Below are 16,244 nucleotides of genomic sequence, written 5' to 3'. Positions count from 1 at the left end.
GGATCAGTTTGCCGGCGAGGCCAGCTCAGCCAAAATACCGCAGGACAGTTCAGGGTAATCAATCGCTGCCAGGCAAAATGCGCGGATAATATTCGCGTCAAAATTGAGCGACAGCATTTGTTTGGTCGTTAGCGGTTTCAGGTAAATACCTTCCATGCGCTTGATGTCATAGCCAGCTTCAAGAATATCTTTTTTCAAGGTTTCTACCGTGTAATAGCGCTTATGACCCAATTGATGATCATAGTCTGATAGTTCTTGCATGTCAGGCAGCAAACCTGCGAAATGGCCCAGACGACGGTTCAGTACTTCAGCATTCGGTACTGTCAAAAACATGCGCCCCTGCGGTGCCAGGAACTGGCGGAAGTGCTTGAGTATGCGCACCGGTTCATCTACATGTTCCAGGATATAACCAAAGACGATGACGTCAAATCGTTCTTCCGTCGCAAAATTTTCGAAATAGGCTTCGACGATATCTGCCTTGGACTGAGGGAAGCGGGTACGGAACTGATCAATCACAGCGCGGGAAGCATCAATCACCACATGGCGGGAAAAATGTTTCTCAAACATATTGGCGGTAATGCCATGGCCCAAACCCAGTTCCAGCAGTGAATTGGCACCCTCGGAAAATTGCGCTATGCGTTCTGGATACCACTGCAGTTGAATTTGATTGTCAAATTCATAAATACTGGAACCTTCATAGGCCTGCACATGAGTGTCGAGTATATTGGTCATACCTAATCCATTTCCTGGTAATTGAAGTGAATTGTCGGATTTTCACTCATGATGTTGTGCTTGCCAAAGAGCATTTGCTCGCATTTAAACGTTTTTTTCTGGCAACTTTGCTGAAATTATCGTCGCCCTGCAGGGTGTTGTCAAACCAGTGCGGCCCGGGATTTTGTTTATCGCCCTGCAGTCCTGCCATTTCTGCATTGAAGATTGCTGCTCAGATCAGATCATAGCCCTGTGTGATCTGTCGCCTGATACTCTCCAGTGAATTGAACATCATGACATCAACAATAGACAATGATGGCACAAATGCCTGGCCATATTGTGCATATTCAAATGCGGCAGAGCGTATGAAGTTGAGGCTGATGCCACGTTCATTGAATGCCGTGGCTGAATACAAATCCATTCCTCCTATGGCATTGATGTAGCTGCCTGCGCCCATGGCCTCGCACAACGCGATGACCTTGTCCTGGCTTTTGAGACCATGATCAATATTGATAGTCGAAGAAACATGGATAGGCGTCGTGATACCCAGATGCTGGCAGGTCGCGCTCAAACCATGATGCAGGAACCTGAACAGGTTTTGCTCATCATGTCGCATGATACCCTCTATGAGTGACATGGTTTGATCAAAGTATGGCGCGCGCCGGTAGGCATTGCGGAATTGACGCAGGAATTTTTCACGATCAAAATCAAGCGCCAGTTCACGTTCAACTATATCCAGTGCATCTGACCCCGCCTTCAACGGCAGTGAGAACAATACATCCTTGCCGTCTTGCAGCAAGCGGTTACGGTTGATCCAGCCCTTTTTTGTGTACTTGATGTTGTCGTAGACGATGAATTGATCAACCGCAGCAATCAGTTGAAAATAACCGATGTAGGGAAAAAAATAGGGCTGCATCACACCTAGCCGGATGTGATTGCCCTGCGCATCGTGTCTGTTTTGTGTATCGGAGTGAACAAGCATGACTATGCGGCGATGAGTGCCGCGATCGTTTCAACCTGTTCCAATTCCAGTGCGGGGTAGATGGGCAGGCACAGGACCTGCTGCGCAGCGAGGGTGGCATGCGGTAAATTAGAACTCTGGGCCGATGGCAGGCCGCGATACATGGGAAAGTCGGACAGCAGCGGATAGAAATAGCGCCGGCCAAATATCTCGTGATCGCGTAATTTTTGATACAGTGCATCACGGCTTAAAGGGTAATCTGGCCCGACCATGATCGGGAAATAGGCACAGTTATCCAGCTCATGATTGACGTGGTCCGGACAGCGTATGCCAGCCACATCCTTGAGCAACTGGCGGTAATGGGCATCGATGGCCCTGCGTCTGGCAATGGAATTATCCACATCCTTGAGCTGCAGCAGGCCAAAGGCCGCATTGATCTCGCTCATCTTGCCGTTGATGCCGGGTGCTGTGACCGTCGTTTCATCGACGAAGCCAAAGTTTTTCAGGTGATCAATATGACGTTTGATCTTGGCATCGCGGCAGACGATTGCACCGCCTTCAAAGGTGTTGAATACCTTGGTTGCATGAAAACTCAATACCGACAAATCACCATGGCGCAAGATGCTGCCACCCTCATCTTTGACGCCAAAGGCATGCGCAGCGTCGTAGATCACTTTCAGGTTATACCTGTCGGCAATATCCTGTATGGCTTCAACATCGCATGGATTGCCATAGCAATGCACCGGCATGATGGCCGTGGTTTGCGGGGTAATTGCTGCTTCTATACGTGATGGATCAAGATTGAAGGTTTGTGGGTCTATGTCAGCAAACACTGGCTTGATACCATTCCAAAGCAACGAATGCGTGGTTGCTACAAATGAATAGGGGGTGGTGATGACTTCGCCCGTAATACGCAGTGCCTGCAAGGCCGTGACCAAGGCCAGAGTGCCATTGGTGAACAGGGCAAGATGTTCTACGCCCAAGTATTCACACAGCGCCTCTTCGAGCTGATGGTGAAACGGGCCGCAATTGGTCAATATCTTGTTTTCCCATATTTTCTCCAGATAAGGAATAAATTCCTCAAGAGGAGGCAAATGGGGCTGCGTGACGTAGATGGGCTTTTTGTCAGGTGAATTTTCCATAAAGCCTTGGCAGTGGCAGATGCATCATCGGAAGTGATTGCTTATTGTAGATATTGTGTATTGTCTATTTGTAAGCATAGCATAAACAGCCAAAATTTTGAGGGTGTTGACGCTAACTGACATGAGCAGACACAGTGCGTTTCCCTTGCATCCGGATATGCAATTGTTTATTTGATATTGTCTATGGCGGGAGCTCTGATGCTGATAAATTCTTTTCATGCGTGACCATGCATGATGCGTTCAGTCAAAGTCTGCAACTCCGTTAGTGACATGCCATTCTTTTGCTGCAGATAGATAGGATGATCGCATTCCTGTAGTTCTATCGCTGGTCGCTCGCCCAGTGGCCTGGTGTGCAGTATAGCTTCCAGATGCAGGGTGGTTTTTTCATACGGCAGGGCAGATGAAAACCAGGCAAAGCAGGGCGACTCAGATTCGCGGCCTTCTGCTTCCCATAATTCACAGGCACGTTCAAAATTCTTTTCGCTCAGCGATACCCAGGCCAGCCAGACGAATTCTTCACCGGTCTCGATGATGGGGATTTCGACACGACCGAGCACGAAAAAATACTTGTCATCGACGATGCACTGGTCGGATGACAGCTCGCAGCGTGATTCACGTTCGGCCTCTGGTATGTTGTACCAGATTTCTGGGGCAGACGGCCCATAACATAGTGAATATCCTTCATGGAATGCACCACATGTGGCGCAGGTAAAACCGGTGGGCATTTTTTTCCTGTTATTTGGAGTTGGGTGAAAGAGGCGGCAGGGTGCGCCGCGCGCACCATTCAAATTTCAACGAGCCGTAGTCATGAATCGGTGCGTCAAAAAACGGTACGCATGGCGCACCCTGCTGATTGCAGTACCTTTACCGCCCATAGCACAAACATCAATCCACAAACACCGTATCAGTCTTGCCCTGAGGCGGGATCTTGATGGCGATGGCTTTTACCGGGCCATTGCTGACGATGCTGCCGGCATGGGCCGTGCCTTTGGGGATGATGATCAGGCTGCCGGGTTTGAAGTCTTTGCGCTCTGTGCCCAGCCACATGCTGCCGCTGCCTTCAATGATGTACTGGATTTCATCGGTCTGTGGATGCATGTGCTTGGCGACATTGCCTGATTGTATACCGACCGTGGCATGGTCGGTAATGACCAGGGCGCGTGCATTCAAGTCGGCATTGCCGGTCTTGGGCAAGTCATCATGCTTGATGGCCAGCAAATCAATGATGGTGGCAGACAGGGCAGGTGCATCGGCGCGGGCGTCGCTGACGGCATGTTGTATCAAGGGCGAAGCGACCAGACCGGCAAAAAAAGCGGCGGCGATGGCAGATGTTTTGTTGATGCGCATGATGTCTCCAGGTTGTCAGTGTCGGATAGGGGGCAGAGTGGAATGCAAAGTGTGCAATACAAAGCCATGTCCGGCAAGAGATTTTCATTGTCACGACGGTATTGTTTGCCATGTGCAAGCCATGCTGTGGTTTCATTTACTTACCAGCGCAGGCGGCTTGCAATTTTCTGCTACAAATCATTACAAAACCCAGTCAACAAGGCTTTTATCATGGCCGTTAATGTCATCACATAGCAGGCATACCAAATGCCTGCACTGCCGCATCGTGCGGACATTGATCTGGAGAAAAAAATGAAAAGAATCGCACTTGGTCTGACGGCGATAGCTGCCGCAACCGCGTTGACAGGTTGCGTCGTGGCACCGCGCCCTTATTATCATGCACAACCTCAGCCTGTGTATACGCAACCAGCGTATGCACCTGGCGTCGTCGTGGTAGAAACTGCACCACCTGCACCCTACGCTGAAGTGATAGGTGTGGCACCCAGCCCTGATTATGTCTGGATAGGCGGTGCCTGGTTCTGGGAAGGTGGCCGCCATGTCTGGCATCGCGGTTACTGGTCGGCACCACGTGCTGGCCACGTCTGGGTAGGGCACCGTTGGGAATATGTCGGCCACTCCTGGCATTTCAGGGAAGGGCACTGGGCACCGCATCGCCGTTAATCCCGGCTACTGCATGAGAGCATGGCGCAGACTATTGCGCCGTGGCAGGTGGCATGCTTTAATCTTGCTGACAAAAATCAGTTGATCAATCCCATGCCATCTGCCCTTACCAACAGCCGCCGCCGTGCGCTGCTGTTTTTCCCCGTATTGCTCTTGCTGGCCTCATCCCCCATTTGCGCCGCCAGCACTTACCAGAAAACCCGGATCGATGGCTGGACCCTGATGTTTGACCAGGGTTTGCAAACGGCAGATGCGGCATCCAGATCTGCCTTTATCAGTGCCTTGACTGATCAACTGGACAAACTCAGAAAATTGCCAGCCCAGGCGCAGGACAGTTTGCGCAAGGTCAGCATCTATGTCTCCAGTGGCACCTACCGCGCCTTTGGTGCACAACATCACCCCTCTGCACAATGGCTGCAGGAACATGACTACCCCGTTGAATTCGCTGGCAATATAGAAATCTGCAACTGGAAAGAATTCGCCACCCTGGTGCGCAGCCAGCCTTATGGCTTGTTACATGAAATGGCACATGCCTACCACTTCCAGCATCCAGAACTCGATGCAGCCATCCTGCGCGCCTATGAAAACGCCAAAGCCGCCGGACTATACCGCCAGGTCACGCGTGACCATGGCACAGCACTGCAAGAAGCCTACGCCATCAGCAACCACCGGGAATATTTTGCAGAACTCAGTGAAGCCTATTTTGGGGAAAATGATTTTTATCCCTATCAACATGCAGAACTAAAACAATACGATGCGCGTGGGTATGCGATGCTGGAGAGTGTGTGGAAGAGTAGATGAGGTGTAAAAGCGCTCCCCGGTTTCAGCCAAGGCACAATGGCAAGTCCCAGTTTCTTGGGTTAGCCCTTGATCACTGTCTGCTAGTTCAAGTATCCACAATGCAATAAACACTTGCTGTTGCTGATTGTTATATTTTGATAAATACTAAATAATCTATATATTTGTACAATAAAATAACATTATTGAGTATCAAATCACCTTTGTTAAAGGTGCAGTCACAACATTAAACTTTACCGGTATAGCTTAGCCTTGCCCTGTCTTTTTAGAGGAAATATATGGAAGATGGAGCGAAACTGATTGCGGCAATTGCATCACTCGCGTGGCCTTTGGTGTTTGCCATATTGCTGTATAAATTGTTCGAACCGATACGGGTATTGGTCGAGTCTGCCAAGTCACGGAAATTCACTTTAAAAGTGGCGGGCAACGAACTGACGATGGAAGAAGTTTCTCAACAACAGCTTGCCATCATTAGTGATTTGCAAGCGAAAATGATCGAACTTGAAAAGCGCCTGGTTACCGATACCCCGCCGCTTCGCACTGCACTTGAGATACCAACCACGACCAATAAACGTGTGCTTTGGGTGGACGACAGGCCAAAGAATAACAGCTTCCTCGTCGCTGCATTACAAAGCCGGGGGGTAACCGTGGACATTGCTCTAAGTACTGACGAAGCCCTTAACAGAATAAAGTTGTCGACCTATGACATCATTATTTCAGACATGGGCAGGCCTGAAAGTGATCATGCGGGCCTGGACCTGAGTTATCAGTTGAAACAACTTGGCGTAACTACGCCGATATACATATTTTGCGGTTCTTGGGCAGCAAAACATATGCAAGAAGACGCTGCCAGGGCCGGTGTTGCCGGAATTACTTCTTCTGGCACAACTCTGTTAGGTATGCTGCCATTGGGAAGTGCCAGTCCTTAAGATCAGTTTGTTGCTTGTATCAGACTGCTTTAAAACTCATTCATGATAAAGATCAATGCAAAGTATGAGGTGAACTGAACCGTCAGGTTCTGGATGCAGATGCGCCTGCGCAGATGTTGTTACTTAGAATGAGAGCCCAAAAGATTAAGGAAAAGTATGAGTGACATCGATATTATGCATAAACTCATTATCGCTCGAGATGCAGCGAAACAGCATGCAGGAACTGAACTAGGCGAACTCTGGAGAGAGCGTTGTAATGATTTGGAGAATGTTCTTTCTCCGAATACTAAAATGCAAATGCTACTTTCAGATGACGATGAATGCGTAGCTCCCGTAATTGAATCGTAATTGTCTTTCATCTGACTTTAATGAATGGGGTTCTTTGCATGTGTCGATATCGAATATGCAGTATGCATTGCATACCGGTCGCTGTTGGATAAAGCGACCGATAGATCTTGCGGCATCTCAGTTACATCCACTAGAACGGGGCATAGCGTAATTCAGTAATATCCAGTTACTTACTCTGCCAGTTTCACATTCATGGTAATGCGCGCCGTGAAGACTTTGACGCCGCCGCCATCGACCACATCCACGGTGACGATCTTGTCGCCTGCGGTGGTCCAGTCCAGGCCGCTGCCGTCTGCCACAGCCGTGACATCGGTTTTTGCTTTGGCCAGATATTCCACCGTCATGCCCTTTGGTATCCAGCGCCCGCCTGCGGGGATGGAGACGTCGGTCATGGTGCCTGCCACCAGTTCTGCGGCATTGCACAGGGCAATCGCATGGATGGTGCCCAGGTGGTTGGTAATTTCGCGGCGGAAGGGGACTTTGGCCTCGGCATAGCCTGGGCGCAGTTCACTCAGGGTGGGGTTGATGGTGCTGAAATAAGGGGCCATCTGACATACCATTTTGCTGAACTGCTCGGGGCCACCGAGTTTGAACATCTCTAGCGCTTGACTCATTTTCTTGTCTCCTGAAGTGTAAATGAAATACCTATAATTAGAATAATATTCTAAAATAGAACTAAATTCTGTTTAAGAATAATATTCTAGAACATTTTTCTGTGTCAAGCGGTTTACTCGTGGGCGAGCTGCGGTATCATCGCCATCGAACTATCTTATTACTCATTTTCTGGCAGTATTGATTTGGCTACATCAGATGTCCTTGAACGCAATTACCCCGGCAGGCGCGCGCAGTTAAAGCGCGATATCCTGCTGGGTGCTCTCGCATGTTTCAATGAACATGGCCTTGACCTGACCACGATAGAAATCATCAAGCAGCACTGTGATACCAGCGTCGGCAATATCTATCATCACTTTGGCAGTAAAGAAGGCCTGGTGGCAGCACTGTTTTTTAGTGCGCTGGAAGACCAGGCACGCCTGCTGGCAGACTATCTGGAGAAGGCCCGCTCGGCACAAGAAGGTGTGGCGGCGATTGTCTGCGCCTATGTAGACTGGGTGACAGAGCAGCCAGAGTTGGCGCGCTTTCAATACCAGGCGCGGGCAGCGATTGCCAAAGGGCCGCAAGCAGATGAATTGTCAGCCAGGAACCGTACTCGCAATAAAAACATGCATACATGGTGGGCCGCGCCTGGCAGGCGCGATCTGATCAAACACATACCGGATGATTTACTGCCATCGCTATTGATAGGGCAGGCAGAAAATTACTGCCGTGCCTGGCTGTCCGGGCGGGTAAGCACTTCACCAAAAAAATACCGTGAACACCTGACGCAGGCTGCCTGGAATTCTGTGGCGATGCATGCAATACCGTAGCTCACGCAGGTATGATTAACGCATCATCATACAAATCCAAGCCCGGTAGGGTGCGTTGTAACGCACCATTTATTGATGAGTGTCAGTCGCGCAATGTGGTTTCGTTAAAAGATATTCTAAACAAAGAGATTGATTGGCGCGCAGCTTATTTTACGCAAAATCGGTGCGTTGCAACGCACCCTACATCCAGTAATGCGTCAACCATCGCCGTGATGTAGCCGTAACGTGAGGCGCATTGCAATGCACCGCATGGTGTTCCATGGTTTTTGAGCAAACATGTGTGCCGTACATGACGCACACATACTGTGTATGTATTGCTCGCTTCTTCCGCTATCCCACTAATTGGATGACGCCAGACTACGCCGCGCAATCTGTAACTTTTGCATGTTCACGCGTTGCAATTCAACCCGCTGCAACTCCACCTGATCCAGCCGTACAAACACAAAGCCCTGCTTCAGGGTTTCTGCCAGTGCTACCGCCAAACCCTCGGCAGAGTCGGATGCCGGTTTGTTCATGTGTGCTATGATCACATCTCCCGCTTGCAGGCGTTTGAATTGATTGATGATGGCTTGCTTGCGCAGCGTCGCGCCCTGGTCTGCATTCAATGAGAAACCGGCGATCTTGTAGCCCAGACGCTTGATCTCGTCCATCGCTAATGGGTCATATTTTGCGCTGGCACCGCGATACCATTGCGGGGTAGTACCCATTGTGCTGGTGATGGCTTTGGCACCTTCAGTGACTTCGCGTTGCAGGCCTGCGATGTCGGGTTCACCCGCCAGCCCATAGACTTTCTTGCCGGGGCCGATGATGGCGGGGATGTGTTTTTCACCGTGGTCTTCGACATCAAACAAATCCAGGTTGGCCTTGATGATGGCAACACCGGCAGGATTTTTATCCAGCCATTTCTTGGTCACAAAGATGGTGGCAGGGATGCGTTTGCGAATTAAAAAGTCCAGTAACTCTGCATCAAACTTGCCGGAACAGGCATCCAGCGTCAGTGCTATTTTTTTGTCTGCGATTTTGTTTGTGCTAATAGGCGTAGCGATGCGGTTGTGCACCTCTACGGGCATGGCCTGCGCAGATGAACACCAGGCGATAGAGGCCACAGCGGCGACGAATGAAAAGCATGCAGGGCGGCTGATGCGAAAAAGCATGTCAAATAAACTTATTTTTTCTATAAGCCGCGAGTATACGTAAATGCAGGCCAGAAGCAGCTTTAATTACAATTGGTAAAACTACAGGAATGTAGATAGTGTGTGCCAGCGCACAGACCCGTTCGCCGTGGCGCTTTAGTATGGTTTCACGTTGCAGAGATCGGTATCATCTGGCAGATAAGCCAGGGAGCAGAGCGAGGCACGTCTTAGAACTTATTATCCACGGATTTCGATTCATCGTACAGATAGTACGGGCGTTTATGTCAGTTGGGTGACTCTAAAAGAACCTGCCAGCGGCAGGTTTTTTTTCGTGTTGAACCCGTGTTCGTGCTGCTGCCCTTGGCATGTCTGGATGTGCTTAAGCGTCTGAAGGCAGTCAGGCATGCAATGCGTTCGATCGCATCTGCGGGTCTGCTTAATTGTCTTTAATTATCTGTTTGACAAACTATTCGCCATGGCATAGGGTAGCTGTTTTCTTCTGCGAGAGTTTTCGTTTATGAAATCCACATTTGTCTTGATCAGCATGCTGGCCGCCTTGTCGGCGACTACCCCGGCGTCTGCCGCCCAAAATAACAGCGGCAGCGTCAAAGTCGAAGGTGATGCCATGGTCTCAACGCTTGATGGCGTGGGCGGCACCGTGCATGAAAACGGTAATGTGCTTGAACTCAAGAATGGCGAGTTAAGCCTCAACGGCATTGTCGTCTATAAAAAGAAAGGCGTACTCAAAGTGCGGCTGGTACACAAAGGCGAGACCTTCAGCCTGACAGTCAATGGCAAGGACGTACCATTGCCTGAGATTAAACAAGCGCCAGCACTGACATAAAGATACCTGGGATTGCAGTCCGCAGCAATCTGCCGCAGACTGGTGTTGGCTGGTGCTGTTAGCTACTCTTGCTTCTTCGTATCCGGGCAAGTCGCTGGCATATTGCGCTGCTTGAGCAAGCTGACGAGGGGCTGGTTGTCGCCATTGATGGCTTCTGCATACAGCTGATAGCTATCGCCGTATTCCCCGGCTTCCGGGCAGATAAAATCCTTTAACTGCTGGTCGCTGAGTTTATTGAGGACTTCTGCCACTGCCGGTGATACACGGGTGTAAGCACTCATGACGCCATTGCCATCCTGGTTCAAGCGGCGCAAATTGGCACCGCTTTGTATCAGGTAAGCCAGCAAACCGGCACCGCCATCCTTGGCACTTTCCAGCCCGCCTTTGATGCTCAGCCTGTGGGCTAGTGATTCTGCTTCCTTGCCATTCATTTCGCGCAGGCGTGACTGTATGCGTTTCTTGTCCGCTTCACTATAAGTCCCCATGTCAGGAAAAGAAAACCGTTGCAGCGTCCAGCTTTGCTGCGGCGACAGCATACTTGTATCAGCAGGGATGGCGTAGGGATCAACACCGGTATCCAGTGCATACAAAATGAGTTCAGCCTTGCCGCTTTGCATCGCCAGCGACAGCAGGGAGCGTCCATCAACCACCACTTTCATGTCCACGCCATGCGTCTGTAAATAACGCAAAATTCTCAGTAGTTGATCTGCATCTGCCGCTTGCCCATCCTGAAATATCTCCCACCATGACGGTGCGGTCTTTTCGATGCCGACTGCATAAGCATACCTTGTGGAAGGGCAGATCAGCGACAGCTTCTGCTCGACAAACACGTCCAGCAAGCCAGTATCCATGCGCAACAACGCCGGGTTCAGGTAGCTACAGTAAGCATTGTCAGCGGCATTCTGTGCCAGCAGATCTGTCAGCATGGCACGCATGGCGGTGGCATCGGCTTTGGGCAACACGCATTCTTCCAGCACACGCTTCTTGGTCTCCAGATCGTGCCTGCCTGACGCCAGTTCTGTCTCCAGCACAGCACGATCACCATCACAGGCACTGATGCGCAAAAGATTACGCTGCCAGGCATCCTGTTCATCTTGAGAGGCTTGTGCTATTTCCTGGTTTTTCTTTAATTGGCTGATCTGGTGCATGACATAACTGGTCGCCATGCTACCTGCCATGCAGACCGGAAAAACCAGCAAAGGCGAAGCCAGCGCAATCAGAAGGCGCGGCAAGAAATTCTTCTTCAGTTTGATGAAAATCACGATCATCGCAATGACACTGAACACGAAACTGCCAGCGGCAGCAACGAGAAGTTCTTCCAGGCCAGTGCTGGGTGCAAAGGCAAATGCAGTGCTGGTGAATGAGAAACTGAATAGTGTGAAAAACAGCCGGGTCAGGTTTGCTGTATTTGGCCTGGCATGTGCAGGCAATAATCTGAGGCTGCTGTGGTTTGTGCTGATCAAGGTGTCGTCTGCAGTTCTATTGTGTGCGTGATTGCTACCAACAAACCAAGGAATTTGTTGGCAACTTTGCGACTATAGCATGTTGCGGATTGCACATGATAAATGTGGAGTCTCGTCAGGCAGTAAAGCTGTGAATGACTTCAATCTCGCCAACGATATTGTCATTCATCAGCTCAACATCTTCAGCCGGTATCCACCACTCGGTGTGAATGGCACCGCCAACTGTCTGGACTGGATACTTGTCCATGAAGCTTTTGTTGACCTCAAAGCGCGTTACGTAACCTGCGCCGCTTGCGGCCACATTCCAGTCCCTGGCAATCTGAATCGCATATTCAGCATTCGTCACCGGATAGAAAATCGGTTGTTCTGGCAAACGGGGTGGCCATTTTTTGTAGCCGCTGTCACGCACTAGCGCCAGCTCTTCTGGGCCAGTGGGGCGGTAGAGTGTGACAGTTGTGATGTTGTGCGTAGTCATGGTGATTGATTTCTGGATACTGATGTGCCTACTATAATGTACTTATTTTATAATTGCAACTAACTTGGTTTTGTTTTGGATTTAAGTTGATGATGAAATGCAAGTGAGACCATTCAGATGTCGCTTGCAAGACTCTGAAATCTGTCGATACTTGCGGGTTGCGACTAGCGTCACTGGGCCCCAGCCTGTGCTGGAGCGACGACTTTGAGATTGGCAGTAGTATTGTTGATGGTGCGCTTAACAGGAATGCTCTACAAAGAGCATATAACAAATCTATGGTGCAGCAAGGCGCAGCACGTCACGTCAGCTATGTGCCGCGCCCTTGAATTCAAATCTGATTTATCCCCGCTTCACCTTATCCCTCTCCTTTACCGAGCGCATCAACACCTTCCACTTTGACCTTGCCGCAATCCTGTCTAGCGGGGTTTGCTGGTTGCGGCGGGTTTCGCGTAGTAGCTTTTGATAGTTCCTGAGCCTGTCCTCATCGACCGCTGCACGCACGGCGCAGCCGGGTTCGCTCTGGTGGCTGCAGTCGCGGAACTGGCATTCTGCGGCCAGGGCGTCGATGTCGGCAAAGCTGGCGCTGAGGGCTTCTTCGTCGAGATTGAGTTGCAGGGTGCGCAGGCCGGGGGTGTCGATGATGCAGGCACCGCCTGGGCACAGGTGTAGTGAGCGTGCGGTGGTGGTGTGCTGGCCACGGCCGTCACTGGCGCGCACGGCACCGGTATCTTGCGTGCTGCTGGTTAGAGTATTGGTCAGCGTTGACTTGCCTGCGCCGGATGAGCCCAGCAAGATCAGCGTCTGGCCTGCCGCCATCCAGGGGGCCAGCATGTCTGCAGCCATGCTGCTTTGGCCGTTGACTGCAAACACAGGTACGCTGGCGGACAGGCGTTGTTCGACTTCTGCCAGACGTGATGGAGCGTCTGCATGCACGTCGGCCTTGGTCAGTACTACTACGGGCGCAACTGCGGCGGCATGTACCAGTGCCAGATAACGTTCCAGCCTGCGCAGGTTGAAGTCGCTGTCCAGCCCCATCACCAGCAGGGCAGTATCGATGTTGCTGGCCAGGGCTTGTCGACGCCCTTCATTATTGCGCCGTGCCAGATGCGTCAATGGTGGCATGCGGGCGATGAAGTGGTAGCCGCTGGTGGCATCGTCGCTCGAGCCACTCAATAAACCCCAGTCGCCAACGGCCAGACTGTCATCGTCTGCTGCCAGTTCATGTAAGAGGCGCGGCAGCGCGCGTGCCTGCACAGTCTGGTTGCCATTGTGGGCGACCAGGCTGTCGCGGTGTACTTCTGTAATGCGCACCATTTGCAGCGCGGCATTGTCGACATGGGCGGCGTCAGCATAATCTGCTGCCAGTGCATGCAGCTGGTTGGCGATAGCAGGTGTCAGGCCGATCAGGCGCAGGGATGCGAAATCAAAATTGATCATGATAAGTGTGTGTCCAGATTCAGGCGTGCATCATTTTTTGATGCACTAAACCATCCCGCAGGCACGGCAAATATGACAAAGAGCCGGGGCGTGCAGGAGCGAAAAAAGAAAATGGAAGTCGGCGCGCGATCAGACGCGCATCAATACACTAGCGATGAAATTTTAAAAACGCCAGAAGACGATGTGGGCAGATCAGGCAGCCGACAGGAGGGCAATATCCGTGGTTCTCATGCTTTTGTCTCCTGTGGTAGTTGATGGAAGCCATAGTGTGCCAGCTCTGGGCGAGGGCGTCAACGGGAAAAACTGCCTGCTGACCTGCATGCGGCCAAGCCACGCCAGACGCCGAGCTCAGTGTACCCGCTCAGGAAGAAATAATATCAGTTACATCGATGTGACCAATGCCTGTGAGTTTGACCAGGACGTCACCGTAACCAACGTAAGAACCAATATTGCTTTTATGCTGATAAAGATAGACGCCAGCCGCTTCGCCGCTATCGACGGCGATGATATATGCTTGTCCGGCTGCCCATAATAATGCTTGCTTTGTCGCGATAGCGCCATCGATAATATTTTTGGGCAGGCTGTCGAAGTCAGAAGTAGTGATCGCGAAATAGCCAAGTGTTGTCGCCGCCAATCCTGTGATGAACTTGTCTGTACCAGTAGCATTGAAATTGCTGATCGTCGTCAGCGTATTTTTGATGTTGCCGAATGAACTGGTTTTTATATTTAACAGATCGTTCCCATCACCGGTCGTAGCAAGCAGTAAATTTGTTGTGCTAAAGCCACTGGTACTAAAATTGAATGTGCCTGATTTACCTTCTGTCTCAACAATGTCAATTATGCCTGCGACACCTGTCACGTTGATTGATGCTCCTGGCACATTGACATTTACCCTGGTAGAAGAACTGCTGGCCGACGCACCAAGTGATAGCATGCCCGTGCCATCCAGGTTAATGATGACAGAGCCGGTGCTAAGAGCTGCTGCAGTAGGCAAGAAAGTGAAATAGTTAGAATTATGAGGTCCTGTCATGCTGACATTGACAGCACCTGTTGCTGCGTCATTATAGATATAAGACCCCGCCCGCATTCCCAGGCCAGTGATGGTATAAGAGCCTGCGCCACCAAGTTTGAGCATGGAAGTCATATTGCTGACATCGACAGTGGTTGCCCCATTACTCACTATTGAATGCAGCCCGTCATTGTTGTCCTTGACCTTAAGTGTACCGCCTTTATCCGTCAGGCGGATATCACGAAACTGGCTATTCTCTATAACGAACTTGCTGTTGCCACCTAAAGTCAGGCTGGATGCCTTGACAGAAGTGATGTTGACCTGTTGGCCATTGTTCACCGTCAGCGCACTATCATTGGTGCCGTACATGTTGATGGCGATGGCACGCGAAGGCGAGAGTGTCAGTCCGCTTTCGTCACCCCGCAAAATGATACTGTTGATACCCAGCATATTGGCTGTGCCGACAGTCGCAGTGCCACTATCTGTAATTTCCAGTATATGTTCACCTGCCGTGGCATTGATGAAATTAAGGGTCGCGGTCGTCAGGTTGGCATTTGTTGTTCTGATATAGGCGCGCCCCTGTTCTGCTGCCTGAATCACGCTCTGATTAGCCCCACCCAATGTAACCGATGAACTGCCGGTAATATTATTGAGCTGCACGGTCTGGCCGGCCAGATTACCCAGTACGATATTGTCGCCGCCGTTAAGCTTATTGGCGTTGATGTATTTGAAGCTGTTCATGAAATCTGCGCCAGCAAAACTCGTGTCCGAACCCGCTTGCAAGTTCAGGGTTTGTACACCCGTGACGGTGGTTGATGCATGGCTGACTGGTGAAAAATAGGTATTCACATTCAGTGCCACATTGCCACCACCACCGGTGAGGCTGGTGTCAGGTTTCAGTAGCTGAGCATCATCTGCAGAGTAGCTGAAGTCAGCATTCATGCCTGTATTATTCTGACCAGGAATTACTTGAACTATCGTGGTATTGGCGAGTCTGTCGCTACCGAAGGGGGCACTTAAAATTATCTTTTCTATCGCTATGCCCAGGTTGTTAACTGCATCGGTGCCACTTGCATTATCAACCACGGGTGCCAGCCAGTTCTTGGCCAGGTTAAATACAGTGCCACCCATGTTATAGGCATAGCTTGCCGCTGCATCCTTTGCCAGTTTTTGAGTGAAGGCAATTGACGCCGCATTCTTGGCCTGTACTGCCACAAAATCTGCCCCGGTAGCACCACTCAAAATCGCAATCGCTGCCGCACCTATGCTGACCTTGCCGGATTTGATCTGGGTGCTCCAATAAGCCAGACCCTCTGCGTCAGCTTTGTGGTTGAACAGATTGTTATACAGGGCATTGATGGTTTGTTCAGTCGTGAACCCGGCAAAGGCACTGGCATATTCCTTTTGTTCAGAAAAGCTTTGTGCGATTTGCAGCAGGCTCAGCTTCGCATCCTTCCAATAAGCCAGGCCCGCTTTGTCGGCAGGGCGGTTGAAATAAGCAATGTACAGATTCTGGATGTCGACTTCAGTGGCCATGTAAAAAAACCTTGATGCAGAGTGAGG

General features: G+C 50.6%; 17 protein-coding genes. 6 read left to right on the top strand and 11 right to left on the bottom strand.

Annotated elements, in window-relative coordinates:
- Nucleotides 1-3 precede the first annotated feature (3 nt).
- From AC07OI_RS19220 to AC07OI_RS19200, 5 genes are all read right to left on the bottom strand, one after another.
- A complete protein-coding gene (locus AC07OI_RS19220) occupies nucleotides 4-732 on the bottom strand; it encodes a class I SAM-dependent methyltransferase (RefSeq protein WP_495258342.1) in 729 nt (242 codons plus the stop codon).
- Nucleotides 733-943: 211 nt separating this feature from the next.
- Entirely contained in the window at nucleotides 944-1,693 is a 750-nt protein-coding gene (locus AC07OI_RS19215) for a WbqC family protein (RefSeq protein ID WP_495258341.1), read from the bottom strand.
- Between the two features lie 2 nt (nucleotides 1,694-1,695).
- Entirely contained in the window at nucleotides 1,696-2,814 is a 1,119-nt protein-coding gene (locus AC07OI_RS19210) for a DegT/DnrJ/EryC1/StrS family aminotransferase (protein ID WP_495258340.1), read from the bottom strand.
- Between the two features lie 215 nt (nucleotides 2,815-3,029).
- Nucleotides 3,030-3,539 (bottom strand): DUF2199 domain-containing protein, encoded by a 510-nt coding sequence (locus AC07OI_RS19205; RefSeq protein WP_495258339.1) that lies wholly within the window; start codon nucleotides 3,537-3,539, stop codon nucleotides 3,030-3,032.
- Between the two features lie 160 nt (nucleotides 3,540-3,699).
- Complete coding sequence (locus AC07OI_RS19200) at nucleotides 3,700-4,161, bottom strand: cupin domain-containing protein (protein WP_423009522.1); 462 nt, start codon at nucleotides 4,159-4,161, stop codon at nucleotides 3,700-3,702.
- A gap of 291 nt (nucleotides 4,162-4,452) precedes the next feature.
- On the opposite strand from AC07OI_RS19200, the gene AC07OI_RS19195 reads away from it, so the two are divergent.
- The 4 genes from AC07OI_RS19195 (at nucleotide 4,453) to AC07OI_RS19180 (ending at nucleotide 6,896) form a co-directional block, all read left to right on the top strand.
- Entirely contained in the window at nucleotides 4,453-4,821 is a 369-nt protein-coding gene (locus AC07OI_RS19195) for a hypothetical protein (protein WP_495258338.1), read from the top strand.
- Nucleotides 4,822-4,842: 21 nt separating this feature from the next.
- A complete protein-coding gene (locus AC07OI_RS19190; RefSeq protein ID WP_495258337.1) occupies nucleotides 4,843-5,622 on the top strand; it encodes a hypothetical protein in 780 nt (259 codons plus the stop codon).
- Nucleotides 5,623-5,897: 275 nt separating this feature from the next.
- Nucleotides 5,898-6,548 carry a response regulator gene (locus AC07OI_RS19185; protein WP_495258336.1) on the top strand — a complete coding sequence of 217 codons (651 nt, stop codon included), beginning with the start codon at nucleotides 5,898-5,900 and terminating at the stop codon, nucleotides 6,546-6,548.
- 156 nt (nucleotides 6,549-6,704) lie between these two features.
- Nucleotides 6,705-6,896 (top strand): hypothetical protein, encoded by a 192-nt coding sequence (locus AC07OI_RS19180; RefSeq protein WP_495258334.1) that lies wholly within the window; start codon nucleotides 6,705-6,707, stop codon nucleotides 6,894-6,896.
- Nucleotides 6,897-7,066: 170 nt separating this feature from the next.
- Here AC07OI_RS19180 and AC07OI_RS19175 read toward each other — a convergent pair whose 3' ends face one another.
- On the bottom strand, nucleotides 7,067-7,510 hold the full coding sequence (locus tag AC07OI_RS19175) for a hotdog fold domain-containing protein (RefSeq protein ID WP_495258333.1): 444 nt from the start codon (nucleotides 7,508-7,510) through the stop codon (nucleotides 7,067-7,069).
- 183 nt (nucleotides 7,511-7,693) lie between these two features.
- Here AC07OI_RS19175 and AC07OI_RS19170 point away from each other — a divergent pair, with 183 nt between their 5' ends.
- Nucleotides 7,694-8,320 carry a TetR/AcrR family transcriptional regulator gene (locus AC07OI_RS19170; RefSeq protein WP_495258332.1) on the top strand — a complete coding sequence of 209 codons (627 nt, stop codon included), beginning with the start codon at nucleotides 7,694-7,696 and terminating at the stop codon, nucleotides 8,318-8,320.
- 338 nt (nucleotides 8,321-8,658) lie between these two features.
- Here the strand turns inward: AC07OI_RS19170 and AC07OI_RS19165 are convergent, their stop codons facing one another.
- Nucleotides 8,659-9,474: a polysaccharide deacetylase family protein gene (locus tag AC07OI_RS19165; protein ID WP_495258331.1), complete on the bottom strand. Its 816-nt coding sequence runs from the start codon at nucleotides 9,472-9,474 to the stop codon at nucleotides 8,659-8,661.
- Between the two features lie 496 nt (nucleotides 9,475-9,970).
- Between AC07OI_RS19165 and AC07OI_RS19160 the strand changes: the two genes are divergently transcribed.
- Complete coding sequence (locus AC07OI_RS19160) at nucleotides 9,971-10,297, top strand: hypothetical protein (protein ID WP_495258330.1); 327 nt, start codon at nucleotides 9,971-9,973, stop codon at nucleotides 10,295-10,297.
- 62 nt (nucleotides 10,298-10,359) lie between these two features.
- Here the strand turns inward: AC07OI_RS19160 and AC07OI_RS19155 are convergent, their stop codons facing one another.
- The 4 genes from AC07OI_RS19155 to AC07OI_RS19140 form a co-directional block, all read right to left on the bottom strand.
- On the bottom strand, nucleotides 10,360-11,760 hold the full coding sequence (locus tag AC07OI_RS19155) for a hypothetical protein (protein ID WP_495258329.1): 1,401 nt from the start codon (nucleotides 11,758-11,760) through the stop codon (nucleotides 10,360-10,362).
- A gap of 115 nt (nucleotides 11,761-11,875) precedes the next feature.
- Nucleotides 11,876-12,235 (bottom strand): hypothetical protein, encoded by a 360-nt coding sequence (locus AC07OI_RS19150; RefSeq protein WP_495258328.1) that lies wholly within the window; start codon nucleotides 12,233-12,235, stop codon nucleotides 11,876-11,878.
- 339 nt (nucleotides 12,236-12,574) lie between these two features.
- The gene (gene rsgA / locus AC07OI_RS19145; protein ID WP_495258327.1) at nucleotides 12,575-13,672 is read right to left on the bottom strand and encodes a ribosome small subunit-dependent GTPase A; all 1,098 of its coding nucleotides are present in this window, start codon (nucleotides 13,670-13,672) and stop codon (nucleotides 12,575-12,577) included.
- Nucleotides 13,673-14,033: 361 nt separating this feature from the next.
- Nucleotides 14,034-16,217 (bottom strand): DUF4214 domain-containing protein, encoded by a 2,184-nt coding sequence (locus tag AC07OI_RS19140; protein WP_495258326.1) that lies wholly within the window; start codon nucleotides 16,215-16,217, stop codon nucleotides 14,034-14,036.
- Nucleotides 16,218-16,244: the final 27 nt, after the last annotated feature.

The organism is Undibacterium sp. GW821-FHT07F11 (assembly GCF_059418665.1).
The sequence above is the reverse complement of the archived record's forward strand: the minus strand, read 5'-3'. Positions and strand labels throughout refer to the sequence as shown.